Annotated in this window: 18 protein-coding genes and 2 pseudogenes; 12 read left to right on the forward strand and 8 right to left on the reverse strand. The window is 60.5% G+C overall.

The window, feature by feature from the left end; all coding sequences use genetic code 11:
- The first annotated feature begins 21 nt into the window (after window positions 1-21).
- The 5 genes and pseudogenes from BM017_RS28025 to BM017_RS28045 all read left to right on the forward strand — a co-directional run bounded on the left by BM017_RS28025 (window position 22) and on the right by BM017_RS28045 (window position 6,469).
- Window positions 22-480 carry an Hsp20 family protein gene (locus BM017_RS28025; protein ID WP_071490189.1) on the forward strand — a complete coding sequence of 153 codons (459 nt, stop codon included), beginning with the start codon at window positions 22-24 and terminating at the stop codon, window positions 478-480.
- Between the two features lie 588 nt (window positions 481-1,068).
- Window positions 1,069-3,735, forward strand: a complete 2,667-nt coding sequence (locus BM017_RS28030; protein WP_256575695.1) for a phosphoenolpyruvate carboxylase — start codon at window positions 1,069-1,071, stop codon at window positions 3,733-3,735.
- A 69-nt stretch (window positions 3,736-3,804) separates the two neighbouring features.
- Complete coding sequence (locus BM017_RS28035; RefSeq protein ID WP_092250626.1) at window positions 3,805-4,860, forward strand: NAD(P)-dependent oxidoreductase; 1,056 nt, start codon at window positions 3,805-3,807, stop codon at window positions 4,858-4,860.
- 26 nt (window positions 4,861-4,886) lie between these two features.
- A complete protein-coding gene (locus BM017_RS28040; protein WP_092250629.1) occupies window positions 4,887-5,540 on the forward strand; it encodes an RraA family protein in 654 nt (217 codons plus the stop codon).
- Between the two features lie 93 nt (window positions 5,541-5,633).
- A pseudogene (locus BM017_RS28045) lies at window positions 5,634-6,469 on the forward strand (LysR family transcriptional regulator).
- On the opposite strand, the gene BM017_RS28050 reads toward BM017_RS28045, so the two are convergent.
- Complete coding sequence (locus tag BM017_RS28050) at window positions 6,372-7,076, reverse strand: TetR/AcrR family transcriptional regulator (RefSeq protein ID WP_092250632.1); 705 nt, start codon at window positions 7,074-7,076, stop codon at window positions 6,372-6,374. The pseudogene BM017_RS28045 and the gene BM017_RS28050 overlap by 98 nt on opposite strands.
- 123 nt (window positions 7,077-7,199) lie before the next feature.
- On the opposite strand from BM017_RS28050, the gene BM017_RS28055 reads away from it, so the two are divergent.
- On the forward strand, window positions 7,200-8,417 hold the full coding sequence (locus tag BM017_RS28055) for an MFS transporter (protein ID WP_092250635.1): 1,218 nt from the start codon (window positions 7,200-7,202) through the stop codon (window positions 8,415-8,417).
- Between the two features lie 94 nt (window positions 8,418-8,511).
- Complete coding sequence (locus BM017_RS28060; RefSeq protein WP_092250638.1) at window positions 8,512-9,306, forward strand: DNA/RNA non-specific endonuclease; 795 nt, start codon at window positions 8,512-8,514, stop codon at window positions 9,304-9,306.
- Between the two features lie 171 nt (window positions 9,307-9,477).
- Here the strand turns inward: BM017_RS28060 and BM017_RS28065 are convergent, their stop codons facing one another.
- Complete coding sequence (locus BM017_RS28065; RefSeq protein WP_058425670.1) at window positions 9,478-9,657, reverse strand: DUF1289 domain-containing protein; 180 nt, start codon at window positions 9,655-9,657, stop codon at window positions 9,478-9,480.
- A gap of 123 nt (window positions 9,658-9,780) precedes the next feature.
- On the opposite strand from BM017_RS28065, the gene BM017_RS28070 reads away from it, so the two are divergent.
- The gene (locus BM017_RS28070; RefSeq protein WP_092250641.1) at window positions 9,781-10,992 is read left to right on the forward strand and encodes a YeeE/YedE family protein; all 1,212 of its coding nucleotides are present in this window, start codon (window positions 9,781-9,783) and stop codon (window positions 10,990-10,992) included.
- A gap of 1 nt (window position 10,993) precedes the next feature.
- On the opposite strand, the gene BM017_RS28075 is transcribed toward BM017_RS28070, so the two are convergent.
- Complete coding sequence (locus BM017_RS28075; RefSeq protein WP_092250644.1) at window positions 10,994-11,155, reverse strand: DUF2986 domain-containing protein; 162 nt, start codon at window positions 11,153-11,155, stop codon at window positions 10,994-10,996.
- 40 nt (window positions 11,156-11,195) lie between these two features.
- Window positions 11,196-11,808 (reverse strand): annotated as a pseudogene (locus BM017_RS28080) (alpha/beta hydrolase family protein).
- A 244-nt stretch (window positions 11,809-12,052) separates the two neighbouring features.
- On the opposite strand from BM017_RS28080, the gene BM017_RS28985 reads away from it, so the two are divergent.
- The 3 genes from BM017_RS28985 (at window position 12,053) to msrA (ending at window position 14,586) form a co-directional block, all read left to right on the forward strand.
- The gene (locus BM017_RS28985) at window positions 12,053-12,541 is read left to right on the forward strand and encodes a hypothetical protein (RefSeq protein ID WP_139216884.1); all 489 of its coding nucleotides are present in this window, start codon (window positions 12,053-12,055) and stop codon (window positions 12,539-12,541) included.
- Between the two features lie 99 nt (window positions 12,542-12,640).
- Window positions 12,641-13,984: a hypothetical protein gene (locus tag BM017_RS28085; protein ID WP_092250647.1), complete on the forward strand. Its 1,344-nt coding sequence runs from the start codon at window positions 12,641-12,643 to the stop codon at window positions 13,982-13,984.
- A 95-nt stretch (window positions 13,985-14,079) separates the two neighbouring features.
- Window positions 14,080-14,586, forward strand: a complete 507-nt coding sequence (gene msrA, locus BM017_RS28090) for a peptide-methionine (S)-S-oxide reductase MsrA (protein WP_071490175.1) — start codon at window positions 14,080-14,082, stop codon at window positions 14,584-14,586.
- 263 nt (window positions 14,587-14,849) lie between these two features.
- Here msrA and BM017_RS28100 read toward each other — a convergent pair whose 3' ends face one another.
- From BM017_RS28100 to BM017_RS28115, 4 genes are all read right to left on the reverse strand, one after another.
- A complete protein-coding gene (locus BM017_RS28100; RefSeq protein WP_092250653.1) occupies window positions 14,850-15,182 on the reverse strand; it encodes a DUF6124 family protein in 333 nt (110 codons plus the stop codon).
- A gap of 322 nt (window positions 15,183-15,504) precedes the next feature.
- The gene (locus BM017_RS28105; RefSeq protein ID WP_092250656.1) at window positions 15,505-16,755 is read right to left on the reverse strand and encodes a flavin-containing monooxygenase; all 1,251 of its coding nucleotides are present in this window, start codon (window positions 16,753-16,755) and stop codon (window positions 15,505-15,507) included.
- Window positions 16,756-16,775: 20 nt separating this feature from the next.
- On the reverse strand, window positions 16,776-17,222 hold the full coding sequence (locus BM017_RS28110) for a type II 3-dehydroquinate dehydratase (protein WP_092250659.1): 447 nt from the start codon (window positions 17,220-17,222) through the stop codon (window positions 16,776-16,778).
- Window positions 17,223-17,247: 25 nt separating this feature from the next.
- Window positions 17,248-17,670: a RidA family protein gene (locus BM017_RS28115; RefSeq protein WP_058425659.1), complete on the reverse strand. Its 423-nt coding sequence runs from the start codon at window positions 17,668-17,670 to the stop codon at window positions 17,248-17,250.
- A 182-nt stretch (window positions 17,671-17,852) separates the two neighbouring features.
- Between BM017_RS28115 and BM017_RS28120 the strand changes: the two genes are divergently transcribed.
- Window positions 17,853-18,827 (forward strand): LysR family transcriptional regulator, encoded by a 975-nt coding sequence (locus BM017_RS28120; RefSeq protein ID WP_092250662.1) that lies wholly within the window; start codon window positions 17,853-17,855, stop codon window positions 18,825-18,827.
- The last annotated feature ends 103 nt before the right edge of the window (window positions 18,828-18,930 follow it).

The following is an 18,930-nucleotide window of genomic DNA, read 5'->3' on the forward strand; positions in this document are numbered from 1 at the left end:
GAAACCTCAGGAGATTTTGCAATGGCTACTACTCTTTCGTTGGCCCCACTGTTCCGTCACTCTGTCGGCTTTGACCGTTTCAACGACCTTTTCGAATCGGCGCTTCGCAGCGAGGCCGGCACCACCTACCCACCTCACAACGTCGAAAAGCACGGTGACGATCATTATCGGATCGTGATTGCGGCCGCAGGCCTGGTGGAGGATGACCTGGAAATCCAGGTGGAAAAAGGCGTGTTGACCGTCGCCGGCGGCAAGCGCGAACACGATGAGGGCATCACCTACCTGCACCAGGGCATCGCCCAGCGTGCGTTCCGCTTGTCGTTCCGCCTGGTCGACCACATCGAAGTGCAGGGCGCCCAGCTTTCCAACGGCCTGCTGAGCATCGACCTGCTCAGGGTGGTACCGGAGGAAGCCAAGCCAAAACGCATTGCGATTGGTGGCGCTGCCAAGGCGGATGTGAAGTCCATCAGCGAGCAGTGAGTTGAAATGAATAAAGGCGCTCTTTGGAGCGCCTTTATTTTGCCCAATGATTCACAGTCATTTTCTATCTTTTTGCACTCGTCGTTTGAGCCCGAGTCCACCCCTGCGCGGCCGGGCACGATGCCAAGGGCTCGGGATCGTCCGGTGCATATGGGGTCATGCCTTTATGAAGAATTATTTAAGAATGACCTGGCACATCCTGTCGGCGTGAGTGCTTTCTGGGCGTAATGCGTTTTTGACTCCCTTCATTAACCCCTAATAATCAATTGCTTGAAAAAGAATAGTCAGTGTCGGATCGGGAAACCGTTCTTAAGCTGGCTATCTTTTTATGCGCGTTTTATTCCAAAAAGGTCTTTTGTCGAAAAAGCGGCGACATGATTTATTCAAGTTGAAGTGTAACAACTTGTTTCAGATTTTTTGCCGCTTTTCGGTACCGATCTGGGGGCTTTCTGTCGGCGAACAGGGGATACCCGTTCGTTGCGACGCAGTGGTTTCGGCCTGTGACATTGATGATTTTGCTTCCACCCACGCGGTGGAGTGCAAACAAGGGATCTGTATTAATTATCGAGGCTTGAACCGATGAACCACATGATCAACTCCATACTTGAAGATGCGTCAACCCGTTCCTCTATCAGCCATACACACCCCGCGCTTGTGCATGATGTGTTGTGGCGCGCGTTGGAACAGGCACTGAAGATCAGCACCGATGATGTTTCTCACAGTCCGCATACCCGAGCCTGCCTGAGGATCTACGCCGAAATCGATACCCTGTCTTATCTGGATAAAGCAGATTCGAAATTGGCCGCCGCCTTGGGCAAGGCCTTCTTTGAGTCGCGTTCCAGTAAAGACGTCGAGGCGTTCTGGAAATTGTTGTTGATCAAGCAACTGCTGTTTGAAGTATCTGTCAGGGGCGTCGCTTCCCATATTGCTTCGCAGGCCAATCATAACCCTGTGTCTCCGCCGACCTTTGCCGGGTCGTCCAGGGTGAACGTCAGCCTGGGCCTGCTGTGCAAGGAGACCGATCAACTCAAGCACTCCGTTGTCCAGGTGTTGCAAAAACTCGCCCAGCATCTGGAAGACCACGGGCTCAAGAAACCCCAGGCCACTCAAGAGATTTTGTTGGCGCTGTACAACGCCGTGTGGTCGGGCAACCAGGGTGTCGATATCGAGTCGCAGATCTTCTATGCCAACAGCGTGTACGACGCATTGCCCGATGTCTATCAGGCCCTGGGTCTGGCGGCCCGGACCCAGTGGCTCACGGTGTTCACCTGGTTGTATGGCGACAAGGATGGGCGGCCGTACGACACAAACCAGCACACCGAAACCTTGGTTATCGCCCTGGAATCAGCGCTGCGCAGCCGTTATATCGCAGACATCAATAGCCTGATCAAAGACGGTGGCGCACGGCATCGCCTGGAAGAGATTCGTGCCCGACTGGACAAGGATCACGCCGATGCCTTTGCCGCCCCGGCCGAATTGATCGAAGCGCTGAGCAGCATCCGCTTCACCCAGCCTGCGGGCATCGACCCGTTGTTGCTGCGGGTGCAGGCCTTTGGTTTTCATTATGTGGAGATCGAGTTCCGCGAAAACGCCGAGATGTTCAGCAGCGTGGTCGATGAGATTGTTTCCAGCCAATGGCAACAGGATCCTGGCGCAGGCACATCCCGCCCCTATCGTGACCTGGATGAGCGGGAGCGCCGGGCGGTGCTTGATGCCGCGCTGGCGGACGACAGCGTTCAGCCGCCCACGGATTTCTGGCAGGCCTACCTGCGGCGCACCGCTGCGATTTATGAAGAGAAAGCCCTGCGCTACAAGGGCCAGGACTACATCGCATTGATGGAACAGGACCCGGGCTACATTCGCATGTACGACGCCCGCAATGCGGTCGAACGTTTTGAGATGATCGACCGTTATCGCGAACGCATGAACATCCACGGGATCGCCGAGTACACATCGAGCCTCAGTGTGCTGGAAGTCCTGTTTTTGATGAAGGCGGCCCAGGTGCGGGAGGGCATCGACATCGCCCTGCAACCCGAAGACCTGGCGGGCGCCGAGCAAACCCTGGCCACGGTGCATGAGATTTATGAAAGCCCGGTTTACAGGCAGCACTTGGCATCACGGGGCAACCGCCAATACATCACCTTCGGCCCCAGCGACACTGGCAAGCAGGGTGGCAAGGGGATGCACAAGCTGAACATGGCTATCGCTCACCAGCACCAGCGGATCGCGGCTCGGTACGGTATCGAGGTGGTTACCCACGTGATCATGGGGGGCGAGCATGCGCGTTGTAATGGAGTGATCGCCGATACCCTGCAAGAGTTCGGCGCCCTGGACGGACCGGAAACCCGATTCATGCTGGCCGGGTGTGCGGAAATGCGCGGCCATTTGTTGACCCGCAATCAATCGGTGAATTTTCTCAGCCAACTCTACCGCATGCATGCTGAGCCCCGCACGCAGCCCTCGGAGGCGGTAATCGCCGACAGGATCCAGCGTTGGTCCGATGTCGTGCGCCGCTACCAGTCGCGTTTTTTCGAGCATCCGGCGCTGCCAGCCTTGCTGCGGGACATGGCGCGATTCGACGTGGTCAGGGCCACCGCCAAGGGCACTCGGCCGCCGTCACGCCTCTTCAATATCAAGGTCTTCGAGTCCAGGCCGGATGCCATTCGTGCGATTCCCTGGACTCGCGCCCTCTTGGCCAGTGGACTGCACAGCGAACTGATCGGGGTCGGGCAGTTCGCCGATGAGCCCGCGGCGAAATTGTTGGAAGCCTTTACGGAGGACGACAGCTTTCGCAGCTATGTCAAAGGCATGGCGTACGCCATCGCCCGAACCGACCTCACGTGCGCCTGGCTGACCTTGGCGGGCAGCGTTCCAGAGAAAACGCACATCCTGTCGCTGGCGCAGGCGTTGCACACCGAAGCTGTCGGTACCGGCGAGCAACTGTTGGCCAGCCTGCATCTGGAAGTGGTGGCGGGTAAGCGTTTTGTGCACAAGGCCACCACCGGCGTAGAGCCGCAGGACCCGTGGAAAATCAAGGAAAACTCCCTGCTCAATCTGTGGCCTAGCCTCAAGGCCGAGGTCTACCGCAAAGAGAAAAACCTGCGCATTTATCGGTTGTTCCTCATCTATGCCAAAAGCAACCCAGACTTTATCAAGGCCTCTTCACTGAACGATTTTTACAGTGGGTTCCTGGCGGCAGCCAGTACCGATACAGGCTTGGTCGATCCTGACAGCGCCTGCCACTTCACTTGGTAAAGCACCCGCCGACAGCCGGGGCGACCTGGCTGTCGGCGCGGTTGTGCGCCGTTCAAGAGGATCACAAGCATGGCATTCACCACCCTGATACTCGATGCACCCGGCCCGCCGTTGTTATTCGAGGAAGTCGACCGATTCCTCGCGTTGGGCCTGGTCGTCACCCTGAATCTCTACTATTTCACTGATAAGGATGGTATCCGCGAGCACTATGGCGAGCGCATTCACTACACCGAGATCAACGGTCACGACCGGCAGGCTTTCATGGGGGCCGTGATGTTGGCCGGAGGGTACAGCGTGTTCAAGACGCGCCTGAATATTCCCATTGAGGGCGAACTGATTCGCAACGCTGCGTCACCGGCTCTGCCAACGCCGCTGCGCGCTATCGCTCAAGCCGGTACGGGCGTCAACCATATCGACCGGCAAGCGGCCCAGCAGTGTGGCGTGACCCTGCTGAACACTCCAGGCGCCAACGCGGCTGCGGTTGCTGAATATGTCCTGGCCCAGGCGTTGTATTTATCCCGGGACCTGGACCACTACAACGCTGAAACGCACAAGGGATGCTGGTCCAAGGGCACCTTGGCGCCAGGCCTGGAGTTCGGTGAACTCACGCTAGGGGTGGTCGGCACGGGCAGCATCGCTCAAGAGGTCGCACGCAAGGCGGGAGCGCTTGGTCTCAAGGTCATCGCCACCGGTTCGGAACGCTTTACCGACCAGGTCGCGCGCAGCCTTGGCCTTGAGCGCCGGCAAACCCTCGAAGCATTGCTGAGGGAGGCCGACGTGGTCTCGATCCACGTACCGTTGACCCCGCTGACCCGCGGCCTGTTTGGGCTGACCCAGTTCAGGCAGATGCGCCAAGGTTCGATACTGATCAATACCGCGCGCGGCGGCATCGTCGATGAAGCGCAGTTGGCGAGTTTCATGACGGCGTTTCCCAGGCATATAAAAGCAGCCGCCATCGATACCTTCGCCCTGGAAAAAGACTGCTTCCACTCGCCACTGGCAGGCGTCGGCAATGCCCAGCTCACACCGCATATTGCAGGCACCACAACGACGGCGATCCGCAAGGCTTCGCGGCAGATTGTCGACAAGATCCACGCGCTCAGCCTGGCGGCGAACGCAGGTTAACCCCTCAACACAAGGAAGCCTTCCTCATGCAACGCTCTATTCATCAACGCCTGGACGCCCTCAGTTGTACCGACCTCAGCGATGCCATGGATCGCCTGAAAATCCTTTGTCAATGTACCGACATCAAGCCGCTGGACCGGTCCTTCAGCCTTACGGGCAAAGCCTGGACCCTGCGCTACGGACCTGTTGGCCTGGAGGGGGGCTCGGTGGGCGACTACATCGACGACCTTGCCCCAGGGCAAGTGGTGGTGATCGACAATCAGGCACGCCTCGACACCACCGTATGGGGCGACCTGCTGACCTCTACGGCTGCCCGCAAACAATTGGCCGGCACGGTGATCGACGGTATCTGCCGCGATGTCGATCGTGCGTTGGAACTCCATTACCCGATCTTTTCCCGGGGCAACTGGATGCGCACCGGCAAGGATCGCGTGCGTGTCGAGGCGATACAGGAGGCGGTGACGCTGGGTGGCGTGCGGGTTAGACCGGATGACTGGCTACGGGGCGATGGTGACGGGCTAGTGGTCATTCCTGCGGTTTCAGTGAGCGAGGTGCTGACGGTCGCCGAAGAAATCCACCAGGCCGAGGAACAGATTCGTGCGGCCATCGACGCCGGTGTCCCATTGCGGCAAGCGCGCGCAGACTACGGGTACCACGCCTTGCAAACCCCGCGCGGCTGACAACCCTGATCGAGCCAACGGCGTAAGCAAGCAGTGGCACACTGGGCGCGGACGTGTTGCAATCCCCCGCAGCCGTAACCGGGTGGACCCAGTGTGAAACGCCATTTCGAAGACCTGCAGCTCGGCAGCATCGAGCTGTTTTGCCTCGCCGCCGAAGCCAACAGCTTCACCGCCGCCGCGCAGGTTGCCGGTGTCACGCCGGCGGCCGTGAGCCGCAGCATTTCACGCCTGGAAGAGCGCCTGGGCTCGCGGCTGTTTGTGCGCACCACGCGCAGCATCCGCCTCACTGACAGTGGCCGCACCTTCTTCGAACAATGCCGCCAGGCCCTGACCCAACTGGTGGAAGCGCAACAGGAGGTGATGGGCGCGCAAGCAGTGCCGTCCGGCCTGTTGCGTATCAGTATTCCCACCACCTACGCCCATCACCGTCTGCTGCCGCTACTGCCGAAGTTTCGTGCGCTGTACCCGCAGGTGACGGTGGATACCCACATCAGCAACCGCAATATCGACTTCGTCGCCGAAGGCTACGACCTGGCGGTCCGTGTGCGCGCCCAGCCCGACTCATCGCTGATTGCGCGCCTGCTGGAAGACGCCGAGTTGGTGGTGGTCGCGGCACCGTCCTATCTTGAGCGCGCCGGCATCCCACAGACGCTGGAAGATCTACCCGCCCATGAATGCATCCAGTACGAACTGCCCAGCAATGGCCGGCGTATCTCCTGGCCAGGCACGGCGCGGGGTTGTTTCAGACCTACAAGTTTATTGTCGAGCAGGAACTGGCTGACGGCAGCCTGGTAGAAGTCCTGCAGCCGTTCGGTGGGCGTTCACGGCCGTTTACCTTGTTGTATCCCCATGGTCGCTATGTGCCGCATCGGGTGCGGGCGTTTGTGGATTTCCTGATGCAATGCCGGGACGAATCGGCGGCGCCGTAGACGCGGCAATATCCCAGGTCAGCAGCAGTTGGCTGATCGCCGCGTCGATGCTGGCGTGGGGAACGTTGTCGCGCGCAAGGATCGAAATGCCCTGCAGGAAACTGTCAAATACCGTCGCCATCACCGCCGGGTCAATCGTGCCTGGCAATTGCCCTGCACGTATCGCACGCTGCACACAGGCCACAATCCCCGCCCGTGTGCGCAGCCGCGATTGCGTCAATCCATTCGCCACCCGCGCATTCTCGGGGCTCGGCGCACTCATCACGCCCAGCGCCACCATGCAACCCTTGGGATGCCCGTCTTCACACTGCATGCGTGCCGACTGGCGCAGCGCCGTTTCAACCGCCTGACGCGGCGACAGGCTTTCGTCCCACAGGCATTCGGTGACCTGTGCGTAGGTCGTCAGGTAGCGCTGAACACATTCGTCGAACAGCGCCTCTTTGGAACCGAACGCCGCATAAAAACTCGGCGCGGAGATACCGCCACCCAGGCCAGCCTTGAGTTGGGCGAGTGAGGTGGCGTCGTAGCCGTGCTGCCAGAACAGGTGCAAGGCCTGGTCTACGGCGTGATCGCGGTCGAAGGTGCGGGGGCGGCCCATTTGTGCCATGGCGGATCTCCGGTGGGGGAAGCGAGATAAATACTAGTCGATACATAAGTCGTTGACAACGCGCTATGTCCGGTCGCAACATTTGTATCGATCAGTATTTAAATCCCGTTCAAGGAGTTACCCGTGACACCTTCACTCACTTTATCGGCGTCATCCGACCGCCTGCCCATCGGCGCCTTGCTCGCCCTGGCCATGACCGGCTTTATCTGCATCGTCACCGAAACCCTGCCCGCCGGCCTGTTGCCGTTGATCAGTGACGGCCTGGCGATTTCCCCGTCGATGGCCGGGCAGATGGTCACCGCGTATGCCTTGGGCTCGGTGCTGGCGGTGATCCCCATGACCATCGCGACCCGTGGCTGGCGCCGGCGCAATGTGCTGTTGCTGACCATCGTCGGGTTCCTGCTGTTCAACTCCATCACCGCGCTGTCGTCCCACTATGGTGTGACCCTGGTGGCGCGTTTTTTCGCCGGTGTGGCAGCGGGGTTGGCCTGGAGCCTGCTGGCCGGTTACGCCCGGCGCATGGTCGCGCCGCACCAGCAGGGCAGGGCGCTGGCGTTGGCGATGGTCGGCACGCCGATTGCGCTGTCGTTGGGTGTACCGCTCGGCACCTGGCTGGGTGGGTTGGTGGGATGGCGCACCACGTTTGGCCTGATGTCGGCGGTGAGTCTGGTATTGATTGCGTGGGTGTTGGTCAAAGTCCCGGACTACGCTCCCCAGCCCGCCCATCAACGTATGTCGCTGGGCCAGGTGCTGAGCACGCCGGGCGTACGGCCGGTGCTGGCGGTGGTGATCAGTTGGATGCTGGCGCACAACATTCTGTACACCTACATTGCACCCTTCGTGGCGCCGGCGGGGTTGGCCGAGCGGGTCGACCTGGTGCTGTTGGTGTTCGGGGTTGCCGCGTTGGCAGGGATCTGGCTCACGGCCAGGCTCGTTGAGTCGTTGTTGCGCAAGACCGTGCTCGTCAGCCTGGCGGTGTTCGCGGTCGTCTCGCTTGGGCTGGGCCTTTTTGGCAACCTGCCGGAAGTGGTCTACCTCGGCGTGGCCGTGTGGGGCCTGAGTTTCGGCGGCGCCGCGACCCTGCTGCAGACTGCCCTGGCCGATGCGGCGGGCGATGGCGCCGACGTGGCGCTGTCGCTGAATGTGGTGGCCTGGAACAGCGCGATCGCCGGCAGCGGTGTCGTCGGTGGGGTGTTGCTGGAGACCTGGGGCGTGGCCTCGTTTCCGTGGGCGATGCTGCTGTTGATCGGTGTGTCGCTGGCGATTGCCTGGAGCGCCCGTGCCCATGGTTTCAAACCAGGTGCGCGGGCTGCGGGAAAACCTTCAGCAGTCGGGCACTAATCTGACATCTGCTAGTCAATAATCCTCGCAATATCATCCACTTGGCTCCGTACGCCGGAGCCAGCCGCTTCACTCCTTTTCGAAGATTCAATGCATGTACCTACGCAAACTTGCCGTTGGGCTGACCGCCTTTGTTTTGCTGTCTTGCGGGGCCAACGCCCGCAGCCTGCCGGACCTGTATTCCAAACAGGAAAAGCAACTGTCCTTCGACAGTTGTGCCGACCTGTTCCCCGCCGCACCGATCAACACCGCCACCGTGCCAACCGCGATGAAACCGCTGGCGCTGTGTTCCGACCATTTCGCAGTGCTCTACTCGCAAACCAGCAAGACCCCGCTGGTGGTGGTCGAACGCCTGAATGCCGCCTTGTTGAAAGACGCCAAGGGCGAGGAACGCACCAACCAGTTCTACGCCGACCCGCGTATCCCCAAAGGCGGTCGCGCCGAGTTGAGCGACTACCGCGCCCAGCACCCGGCGGTGGACCGTGGTCATCAATCCCCGGCCGCCGATGCACCGAATGCCAATGCGATGGCGCAGTCGTTCGCGCTGTCGAACATGGTGCCCCAGGACCCCACCAACAACCGCAAGGTCTGGAGCAAGGTCGAGGCCGACGTGCGCAAGTTTGCCGTGCGTGCCGGTGGCGACGTGTATGTGTTCACCGGCCCGTTGTTCGACCCGGGCTACGGCACCATCGGCCACAACAAGGTCTGGGTGCCGACGCGGTTGTTCAAGCTGGTGTATGACGCCTCCAGCAAGCGCGCCTGGGCCTATGTGCTGCCCAACGCCGAGACGCGCATCCAGAAACCGATGGACTACGCGACGTTTGTGAAGAGCACCGGGCTCAAGTTGCTGGGTGATCTTCCGGTGTCGGGGTCCGTGGGGCGGGGTTGATCCGCGATCGTGCGGGCCAATTGTGAGGAGCGGGCCTGCGTGGTGAGTGGTCTTTTTTTTGTGGCGAGCGGGCTTGCCCCGCGTTGGGCTGCGTAGCGGCCCCCCAAAAAGCGGGAGCGCTGCGCACTCCAACGCGGGGCAAGCCCGCTCGCCACAGATGTATGAACAGCCTTACCTGGCTTTTTTCAACGCCTTGAGGCGCTGTGTCGCACGCTGTACGGCCGCCATCTTCTCCGGGCGTTTCATGCGTTTCCATTTGCGGATGTCATCCTTGGTGCGTCCGCAACTGACGCAGAGGTCGCCGCTGAGCTGGCAGAGGGAAACGCAGGGGTTCTCGATGTCTTTGGCCACGGGTTCACCGGCTGATGGAGGAAAGGGGCGCCGTCAGGCCACACGCATCCCGGGATTATCTACACACAAGGGTATAATCGCCACCCTCGCAGCCTACTCCTTTCAAACAGACCGAGATTCCCCATGAGTACCTCTCTGCCTCTCACCCCCGCGCGCAAACCCGTCGCGCCGCTGGTGGCCTTTATCATCCTGGTGCTGGGCGCCCTGTTCCTGCAAAACAGCGTCGGTTCGCACCAGGTGCTGTTGCTGGTGGTCGGCGCCGCACTGGGCTTGACCCTCTACCACGCCGCCTTCGGTTTCACTTCGGCCTGGCGCGTGTTCATCAATGATCGCCGTGGCGCCGGTTTGCGCGCGCAGATGGTGATGCTGGCGCTGGCGGTGCTGCTGTTCTTCCCGGCGCTGGGGGCGGGCACGCTGTTCGGGCAGCCGGTGACCGGGCTGGTGGCGCCGACCGGGGTGTCGGTGGTGTTCGGGGCATTTATTTTCGGCATCGGCATGCAGCTGGGCGGCGGTTGTGCGTCGGGCACGCTGTTCACCGTCGGCGGTGGCAATGCGCGCATGCTGGTCACGTTGCTGTTCTTTATCTGCGGTTCGTTGATCGCCACGCACCATGTTGACTGGTGGTTCGGGCTGCCGGCGTTCCCGGCGGTGTCCATCGTCAAGAGCTTCGGCGTGGTGCCGGCATTGGGCTTGAGCCTGGCGGTGTTCGCGATCATTGCGTTGGTGACCGTACGGTTGGAGAAGGGTCGCCATGGTCAGTTGGAAGAGGGCGTGAAAAGCGAGCACCGAGGCCTGCGCCGCTTTCTGCGCGGGCCATGGCCACTGGTGTGGGGCGCCATCGGCCTGGCCCTGCTCAACTACGCCACCCTGGCGCTGGCGGGACGGCCCTGGGGCATCACCTCGGCGTTCGCGCTGTGGGGCGCCAAAGTCGCCAGCGGCCTGGGTGTGGACGTGGCCAGCTGGGCGTTCTGGCAGATGCCGGGCAATGCCAAGGCCCTGGCCGCGCCGGTGTGGGAAGACATCACCAGCGTGATGGACATCGGCATCGTCCTCGGTGCGCTGCTGGCCGCCGGCCTGGCCGGGCGCTTTGCCCCCAGCCTCAAGATCCCGGCGCGCTCGCTGGTGGCGGCGGTGATCGGCGGCCTGCTGCTCGGCTACGGCTCGCGCCTGGCGTACGGTTGCAACATCGGCGCGTACTTCAGCGGCATCGCCTCGGGCAGCCTGCATGGCTGGGTATGGCTGGTGGCGGCGTTTATCGGCAACAGCGTGGGCGTGCGGTTGCGGCCGTTTTTCTTTGCGGGGGAGCGGCGGCAGGTGGCGTTGAGCGGTTGCTGATTCAGCTTTGCGGCGAACTGTCTGGCGCCTGAGCCGCTTCAGCCGCCAGCTTTTCGCGGTCCGCCTTGCTGATGTACTTGTCCTTCTTTTTCGGCGCCAACTTGGCATTCGCCTTCCTGGCTTTTTCCTTGAAGAGCTGCTGGAGTTTTTTCTGGCGATTCATGTGGGTCTACCCGGTTTGTACAGGCCCGGGATGATACCAGCTAAAAATCCGCCGCCGTGCGCCGTGCCGCTGTCCGCCACAAAAAACCAGTGATCAGAGCCACCACCTGTTGCTGAATCACCGCCCGTGGCCGAGCCCCCTCGCCATCGCGGCAAATCATGCCATCGCCCGGCGAGTCTTCTTCGATCAACGCCATGCCACCCGGCTTGCAGATCGACATAAAGCTGAAGTGCGTAGCATCGCTGATCTCCACATACTCGGTCGAGGCCTCTGGCATACGCCTGACCATGTCGGCGGACTCCAGGTTGGGGTCCATATCTTCCGTTGACACGCCCCCCGCAATCACCAGCGCCGGCACCGGCAGGGCGGCCAGGCTGGCGTCGGTGAAGCCGCGCGACAGGCCCAGGTCCAGGGTCACCACGGCGCCGACGCGTGGGTCGCGCAGGTCAGCGGCCAGTTGGGCCTTCGCCGCCGTAGCCGTGGGAGAGCACCACCAGCGGATGTTCGCCGCTCGCGGCGGGGTACCAGACGACCATTTGCAGCGGGCGTTGCGCATCAGGGACGCTGATGTTCTTGAAGCCGATGGGCTTGGTATCGGCGAATGCAGGCATCGCCGAGCCAATCAACAGCAGCGCGGTGAGGGTGGTTTTCACGGTTTTATCGTCCTTGATGTGAGGGCGGCATCATGCCTTGGAACAGGGGTTTTTAATAGAGGCGAGGCGGGACTAGGAAGTTACTGACAAAGTCCTACTTGTAAGTATTACAGTTAAGGACTTCATGTTTTTAGGAAGCGGGTGCCTTACTTGAATTGAAAAATCGTGCAAGGGTAGTGGTGTGATTCCTACTGCTGGAATGATTGGAACCTCAGGTGCTCACTTATGAACTAGGGTGAAGATTATGAAAAGCTCGAAAAGTATCAATAAGGTTTGGATTGTTGTGTGTGTTGTGTTGGCGGTTTTTACAAAGGATGTGGTCTTGGCGGCAGAATACTCCATTGCTAAAACAGTGGCGCCAGGTCCCATACTGGTGTTATCTAATTCCAATACTCATCCGGGTGTGGAATTCGCAAGTTTTAACGTGCTGGCCTCGGATATTCCTTCAGGAACACTCGCGGATCCCAAGCAAATACTGGAGGTTCAGTGGCGTACAACCTACTATCCCGGGACTATTCGTGAGGAGGTTAGGCTGTGTTACTACCGTCCATTTAGTTTAGAAGAGAACTGTCAGATCATCGCTCCGAGTTCGTCGGGTGTGCTGATGGATTTTAACAATCAGTCCTTTGGTAATGGCTCAAAAATTCAGATTTTTCATAAGGTGTGGGGCGGCACTCCACCGTACGCTCGTCCTGCCGGTGCCGATTCAGTGACTATTAAATATAGGTATTAGTGTGCGGTGTGATGCCCGCAGCCAATTTGGCTGCGGGTATTTGGATAGGTAAGAAAATTTTACATGACCATTCACATGCCTAACGCAAGGTGAATACTAATGATCACTATCAGCCCTAATACCTCCTCGTCAAACAATCGCGTGACGAATGATTCCGTCGGCATTGTTATTCCGTCTACAGTCTCGCCTGACAACGTCGAGACTGATGCGCTCGCTAAGCGTAATGACGGCACCACCACCGTCTCAATCCTGGCGCTTCAATTGAGTGATGCGGCACAGCGTGCGGAAACCCCCACGGGTCAAACGAACGCCGACCCCCTCGAACTCATCACCGACGAACAGTATTTCGCCAACAAGGCACAACACGACGCAGAGCTTCCAACGGCCAATAATCCGGAACTCCTGGCCCGTGCGCGGCAAGCGACTGGTTTCCTCAACGGTCATGACAGCAACCCCTTCAAGGGGCTCGGGCGAGATCAACTCAACCTGATCGCCCGCGACAACGGCGGCGCCTTCACGGTCAATGAGCGAAGGGTGGCGTGGCAAACGGCCAAGTCGATGGAGCCTTCAGGCGGTTCTAGTTCGGGGCAGGCTGCCAGCGTCGGCCGTGAGATCATGATTTCGCGCGTGTTTGGCGGTAGAGAACCCCCAGTCGCCCTTCCACCGGCCACCTCAGTGAATGCCCTTCAAAGAGCAAGCGACTTCCTCAACCTCGATGATCGTGCCTTGGTCGCGGATATGTATGCATATCTACAGTCAGAAGGTGCGGATTTAGGCCACGTTGATCTTTTGGTCTGGGCACTCGGCGAGTATCGACGCTCCAGCGACGGTCGCCAATACATAGCCACCAATGGCTTTTACGTAGACGGGTATTGGACGACGTTTAATTACAAGCCAGAGGACGAGGCCATCGCCTCACGCATACTGACCAGTTCAGCGCTCAGCAGCACCCGTGTTGACCCTGGCTTTGTGAAACACATCCTGAACCCAGGCATGGGCGCGTTCACCCACATCGGCGGCATACCGTTCCTGGAGCGAATGGTGAAAAAATTCTCCGACGAGGGCGCGGATCAACCTCCACTCGGCAGCGAGTACGCCACCTTCAAACACGCCAAAACTGCGGACCATATCGTCACCACCACGCACAAGGACATCAAGCTTCCACCCTCAAAGGCAGTCTCCCAAGTCATCGACGGTGTCTGGAGCCTCACTGAGTACGGCAAGGCCGCCGGTTACGTGCTGGATGCAGTCACCCATCGGGTCTATAAGCCGGAGGACCCGCCAAACGATCCAACTCTCCCGCGTCAAAACGTGAATGGACCTGACGGTGATGCGCCCACCAAAACCTTTCTGGACGCTCTCGGTGAGACTCGCGACCCGCCCCAGTCACGCTGGATCTGGCCCGGCCACCTGTTCAAATTGATGAAAAACTTCAAACCCTGAGGTCTCGGTGCACTGCATGACAAACCCGTGAATCTTGCTATTGGCCAACACGGCCCCATAACTAGGCGGGTATCCACTGAACGCAAGGGCAGACCATGACCAACTCAACCGAAACCGCCATCCTCGCCGGCGGTTGCTTCTGGGGCATGCAGGACCTGTTGCGCCGCTACCCCGGCGTGCTGCACACCCGCGTGGGCTACACCGGCGGCGATGTGCCGAATGCCACCTACCGCAACCATGGCAACCATGCCGAAGCGATTGAAATCGTGTTTGACCCGGCAGTGATCAGCTACCGGCAGATTCTGGAGTTCTTTTTCCAGATCCATGACCCGAGCACGCCGAATCGGCAGGGCAATGATTTGGGGCCGAGTTACCGTTCGGCGATTTATTACCTGAGTGAGCAGCAGCGGGAGGTGGCCGAAGATACGGCGGCGGACGTGGATGCATCGAAGCTGTGGCCGGGGAAGGTGGTGACGGAGATCGAGCCGGCGGGGCCGTTTTGGGAGGCGGAGCCGGAGCATCAGGATTATCTGGAGCGGATTCCCAATGGCTATACCTGCCACTTTATTCGGCCGAATTGGAAGTTGCCCAAGCGTGGCTGAAAGCACTGCCTGCAAGCGCGAGTCGTTGTAAGGGGCAGCCCTTTCAGGTCTTTAGGTAGAACTGACGATAAGTACCCCTGTGGCGAGCGGGCTTGCCCCGCGTTGGGCTGCGAAGCAGCCCCAAAACCCGCGGTCGAAGAGGGCCTGACTCCGCGCATTCCTCCTTCCAGGGTTGCTTCGCAACCCAACGCGGGGCAAGCCCGCTCGCCACAGTTGCAATGTTCGCCCTTATGGGACGTTATCAGCCGGATATGGCCGGTTTCTCAAAGACCTGGATCAGCTAGCGTAGCTTCGCGCTCCATCAGCTTATCCACCAACAAAACCCCCAACTCACTCAACTGGTGAATGGCCAGCGCCACATCCCGCTGTTTACCCGTCAACGCCTCCGACAGGTCGAGTAGCAAGGCGCTGACCGAGGAAAGGGTTTCGTAGCAGTTGACGATCAATGTTTCGTTGCTGGCATCGCTGGCGATGCTGAAGAGTGGCGCAGGTGGTGCTTCGGCACCGGGATTGAGGTAATGGTCAATCGCACGATTCGCCGCATGATTGAGCTTCAGGTCGGGACCGTTTGGAGGATTGGGCGTGACTTTGAACATGTGTGTTGTACCTGTTTTAGGGCCAACACCTTTTCGCTACTAAACGAGAGGGTGGCGGCTGTACGCAGGTTAGTAGACCGGGGAAACACACAAAGCCGGCGCGCCCGAGGGCGCCCTGCGCACAGCCACCATCAAGCACAGACAAGAACATCTGATCGATGAGGCTCATGCACTTTATGTTGTCACTCGGGCTACTAAACCCGATCACTGAGTGTTCAGCGACCGAGCCACCTTAGAGACGCTCACCCAAGCGCACAAGCCGGCGGATTCTGACGCAAGCGTAGGCAACCGGGCAAGGCTCGCGCCTTTCGTCCCGGCAGGATTAGGACTTGTCGTACGCCCTGTACGCGTTCTGCAGCACGATATGGTCCGCCACGTACTTCGCATCGTGCCAAACCCCATAGATAAATGAAGATGCGCGGTTGACCAGGTTCGGCAAACCCAGGAAGTAAATCCCGCTCTGCGCCGAGATCCCGCGTTTGTGGAACGGCTCGCCTTTCTCGTCGAACGCGTCCACCTTCAACCAGCTGAAATCGAACTTGAAGCCGGTGGCCCAAAGGATTGTGGTCACGCCCGCTTCAGCCAGGTCCAGGCTCAACATCGGGTTCACCAGGCACTCTGGATCGGGCAACAGTTCCCAGGCCTGTGGCTCCGGCGGAAAGGGCAAGCCATTGGCCTCGATATACGCATCCGCATCGCGCAGTACGTCAAAGTAAGCGCGGTCGCCTTCAGCCACGTTCTCGGCCAACCCCGGTTGAAACGTCATGACGCCCTCCGCCCAGTCCTGGGTGACGCCCACCAACTGAATGCCTTGATGTGCCAGTCGGCGAAAGTCCACCGTCTTGCCGCCTTCGTAACCACTCACCGCAAACGCCACGTGCTTTTTCTTCGGCTGGATCTTGACTTCATCCCACAAGCCCAACGCGCCCAGCCACCAGCAATAGTCGCGGCCACGATAGGCGCGAGGCGGGCGGTAGTGTTCGCCCACCGAGAGGTACACGGTCTTGCCGGCCTTTTGCAGTTCTTCGGCGATCTGCGAGCCGGAGGCACCGGCGCCGACCACCAATACGGCGCCTTCGGGGAGTTGGCCGGGGTTCTTGTAGGCGCAGGAATGCAGTTGGTGCAGCGGTGCGCTGGCGGGAACGATGTTCGGGATTGACGGGCGCTGGAACGGGCCGGTGGCAGCAACGACGTTGGCGGCTTCGATCACGCCCGCGGAGGTGGTGACCTTGAAGCCGGGGCGGCCTGCGTGGCGTTCCACCGATTGGACTTCCACGCCCGTGCGGACAGGGGCCTGCAACTTATCTGCGTAGGCCTCGAAGTAGTCGGCCATGCGCTCTTTCGGCGCGAAGGCTTCCGGCGAAATGCCTTCGAAGGTGAGACCGGGAAAGCGGTCATGCCACGCCGGCCCGTTGGCGACGAGAGAGTCCCAGCGTTCCGAGCGCCAGCGTTCGGCAATGCGGTGGCGTTCCAGCACGAGGTGGGGCACGCCCATCAGGGACAGGTGCTCGCTCATGGCGACGCCGGCCTGGCCTGCGCCGACGACCAGGGTGTTGATTTTTTCGACGGACATAGGCGGTTCCTGAACAGTCATTAGGCGGTTTGGCCTAGCAATTCGGCCACAGCCGTGATTGCCAGTTGGTAACCCAGCGCCCCCAACCCGGCGATCACACCGGTGGCGGCCCTGGACACGTAGGAGTGGTGCCGGAAGCTTTCGCGCTGCCAGATATTGCTCATGTGCGCTTCGATGATCGGGCCGTCGAACGCCAGCAACGCATCGAGGATCGGCACCGAGCTGTAGCTGAGCCCGGCGGCGTTGATCACGAGGGCGTCGGCGTGCAGGCGTGCTTCCTGAACCCAGTCAACCAGCACGCCTTCATGGTTGCTCTGGCGAAAGTCCAGCGTGAGGCCCAGGGCGGCGGCGTGGCGTTGGCAGCGGGCGTCGATGCTGGCGAAGCTTTCGCTGCCATAGGTGCCGTTTTTATCCAGCCCGTACAGGTTGGCGTTAGGCCCATTGAGGAAAAACACACGATGGGTCATGGGGCACTCCAGGCAATCAGCGCTTTCATACGGCCCAATCGTCCGGCACCACGGCGATCACATCGATCTCCATCAACCACTCCGGCTGGCCCAGCCCGGAGATCACCAACCCAGTGGAAATCGGGAACACACCTTTGAGCCACTTGCCCACCTCCTGGTACACCGGCTCGCGGTAGCGCGGGTCGATCAGATAGGTGGTGGTCTTCACGATGTGCGACAGGTCCGAACCTGCTTCTTCCAGCAGTTGCTTGACGTTCTTCATCGCCTGCTCGGCCTGGGCGCGCGGGTCGCCGAGGCCGACCAGGTTGCCGTCGAAATCGGTGCCGATCTGGCCGCGCACGTAAATGGTGTTGCCGGCGCGCACGGCCTGGCACAGGTCGTTGTCCAGCGCCTGGTTGGGGTAGGTCTGTTGGGTATTGAACATGCGGATGCGGGTGTGGGTCGGCATAACGGTAACTCGTGGGAAGCGGGATAGATCCAGCTTCACACCGCGCCGGCTGCGGCGAAACCAGCATTTGCGCGGGGTAGTGCTTAGGAAAAACCGAAGCCCGTGCAGGTCATCGGTTTGCGCCTGACCCGGCACGAACCCTGCAACACCACCGGTACAGTCATTGTTGAGGGGCAGGCGTCATGCTCAGTCGTATTACTCAGCGTCAACTGGAGTATTTCGTCGCGTCGGGAGAGGCGGGCAGCATCAGTGCGGCCGCCGAGCGCATTCATGTGTCGTCGCCGTCGATCTCGGCGGCGATCACCCATATGGAGGCGGAGCTGGGCATTCAGTTGTTCATCCGCCATCACGCCCAGGGCATTTCCCTCACGGCGGTGGGGCGCCTGGTGATGCAGGAAGCCAAGCTGATCCTGGAGCAGATGACTAACCTCTACACCATCGCCTCGGAGTCCTTGAACACGGTGCGCGGGCCGTTGCGCGTGGGCTGCCTGGAGTCGCTGGCGCCGATGATCACGCCAGAGCTGGTGTTCGGTTTCGGCCGTGCGTTTCCCGGCGTACGGCTGACGCAAGCCGAGGGCAACCATGAAGAGCTGCTGGAAAAACTGCGCAGCGGCGAGCTGGATATCGCCCTGACCTACGACCTGGTGACAAGCCCGGATATCGACTTCCAACCCCTGGCGCAACTGCCGCCCTACGTGATGGTGGGCGAGTACCACCCGCTGGCGAACTCACCGGCCGTGAGCATGCAGGACCTGGAGGCCTACCCGGTGGTGCTGCTCGACACGCCGTGGAGCCGTGACTATTTCCTCAGCCTGTTCATCCAGGCCGGCACCACACCGAACATCATCATGCGCTCCACCAACCTTGAAACGGTGCGCGCCATGGTGGGCAACGGTATCGGCTATTCCTTCGCGAATGCGCGGCCCAAATCGAACATGTCCCAGGACGGCAAGCGCGTGATCCGCCTGCGCCTGGCGGGTGCACACCGGCCGATGCGCCTGGGCTACGCCACCGCCAGCAACACCCAGCTGTCGCGGGTGGTGTCGGCGTTTGCCGAGCGGTGCCGCATGTTTGTGTCCGACCAGTACATCCCCGGCATGGCGCCGCCGAGCTTTTTTGACCCGCATGCGGTGCGGGTGTTGAGCGGTGTGAGCTGAGCTTGCACCAGTAAGTGGCATGCACAATACGGCCGATTCAAGCCTGCACCAAAGGTGGGAGGGGCCCCCTCCCACATTGGATTTTGGGTGCTCTCAGGCTGCA

It is taken from the genome of Pseudomonas sp. NFPP04, assembly GCF_900113815.1.
Taxonomy (GTDB): Bacteria; Pseudomonadota; Gammaproteobacteria; order Pseudomonadales; family Pseudomonadaceae; genus Aquipseudomonas; species Aquipseudomonas extremorientalis.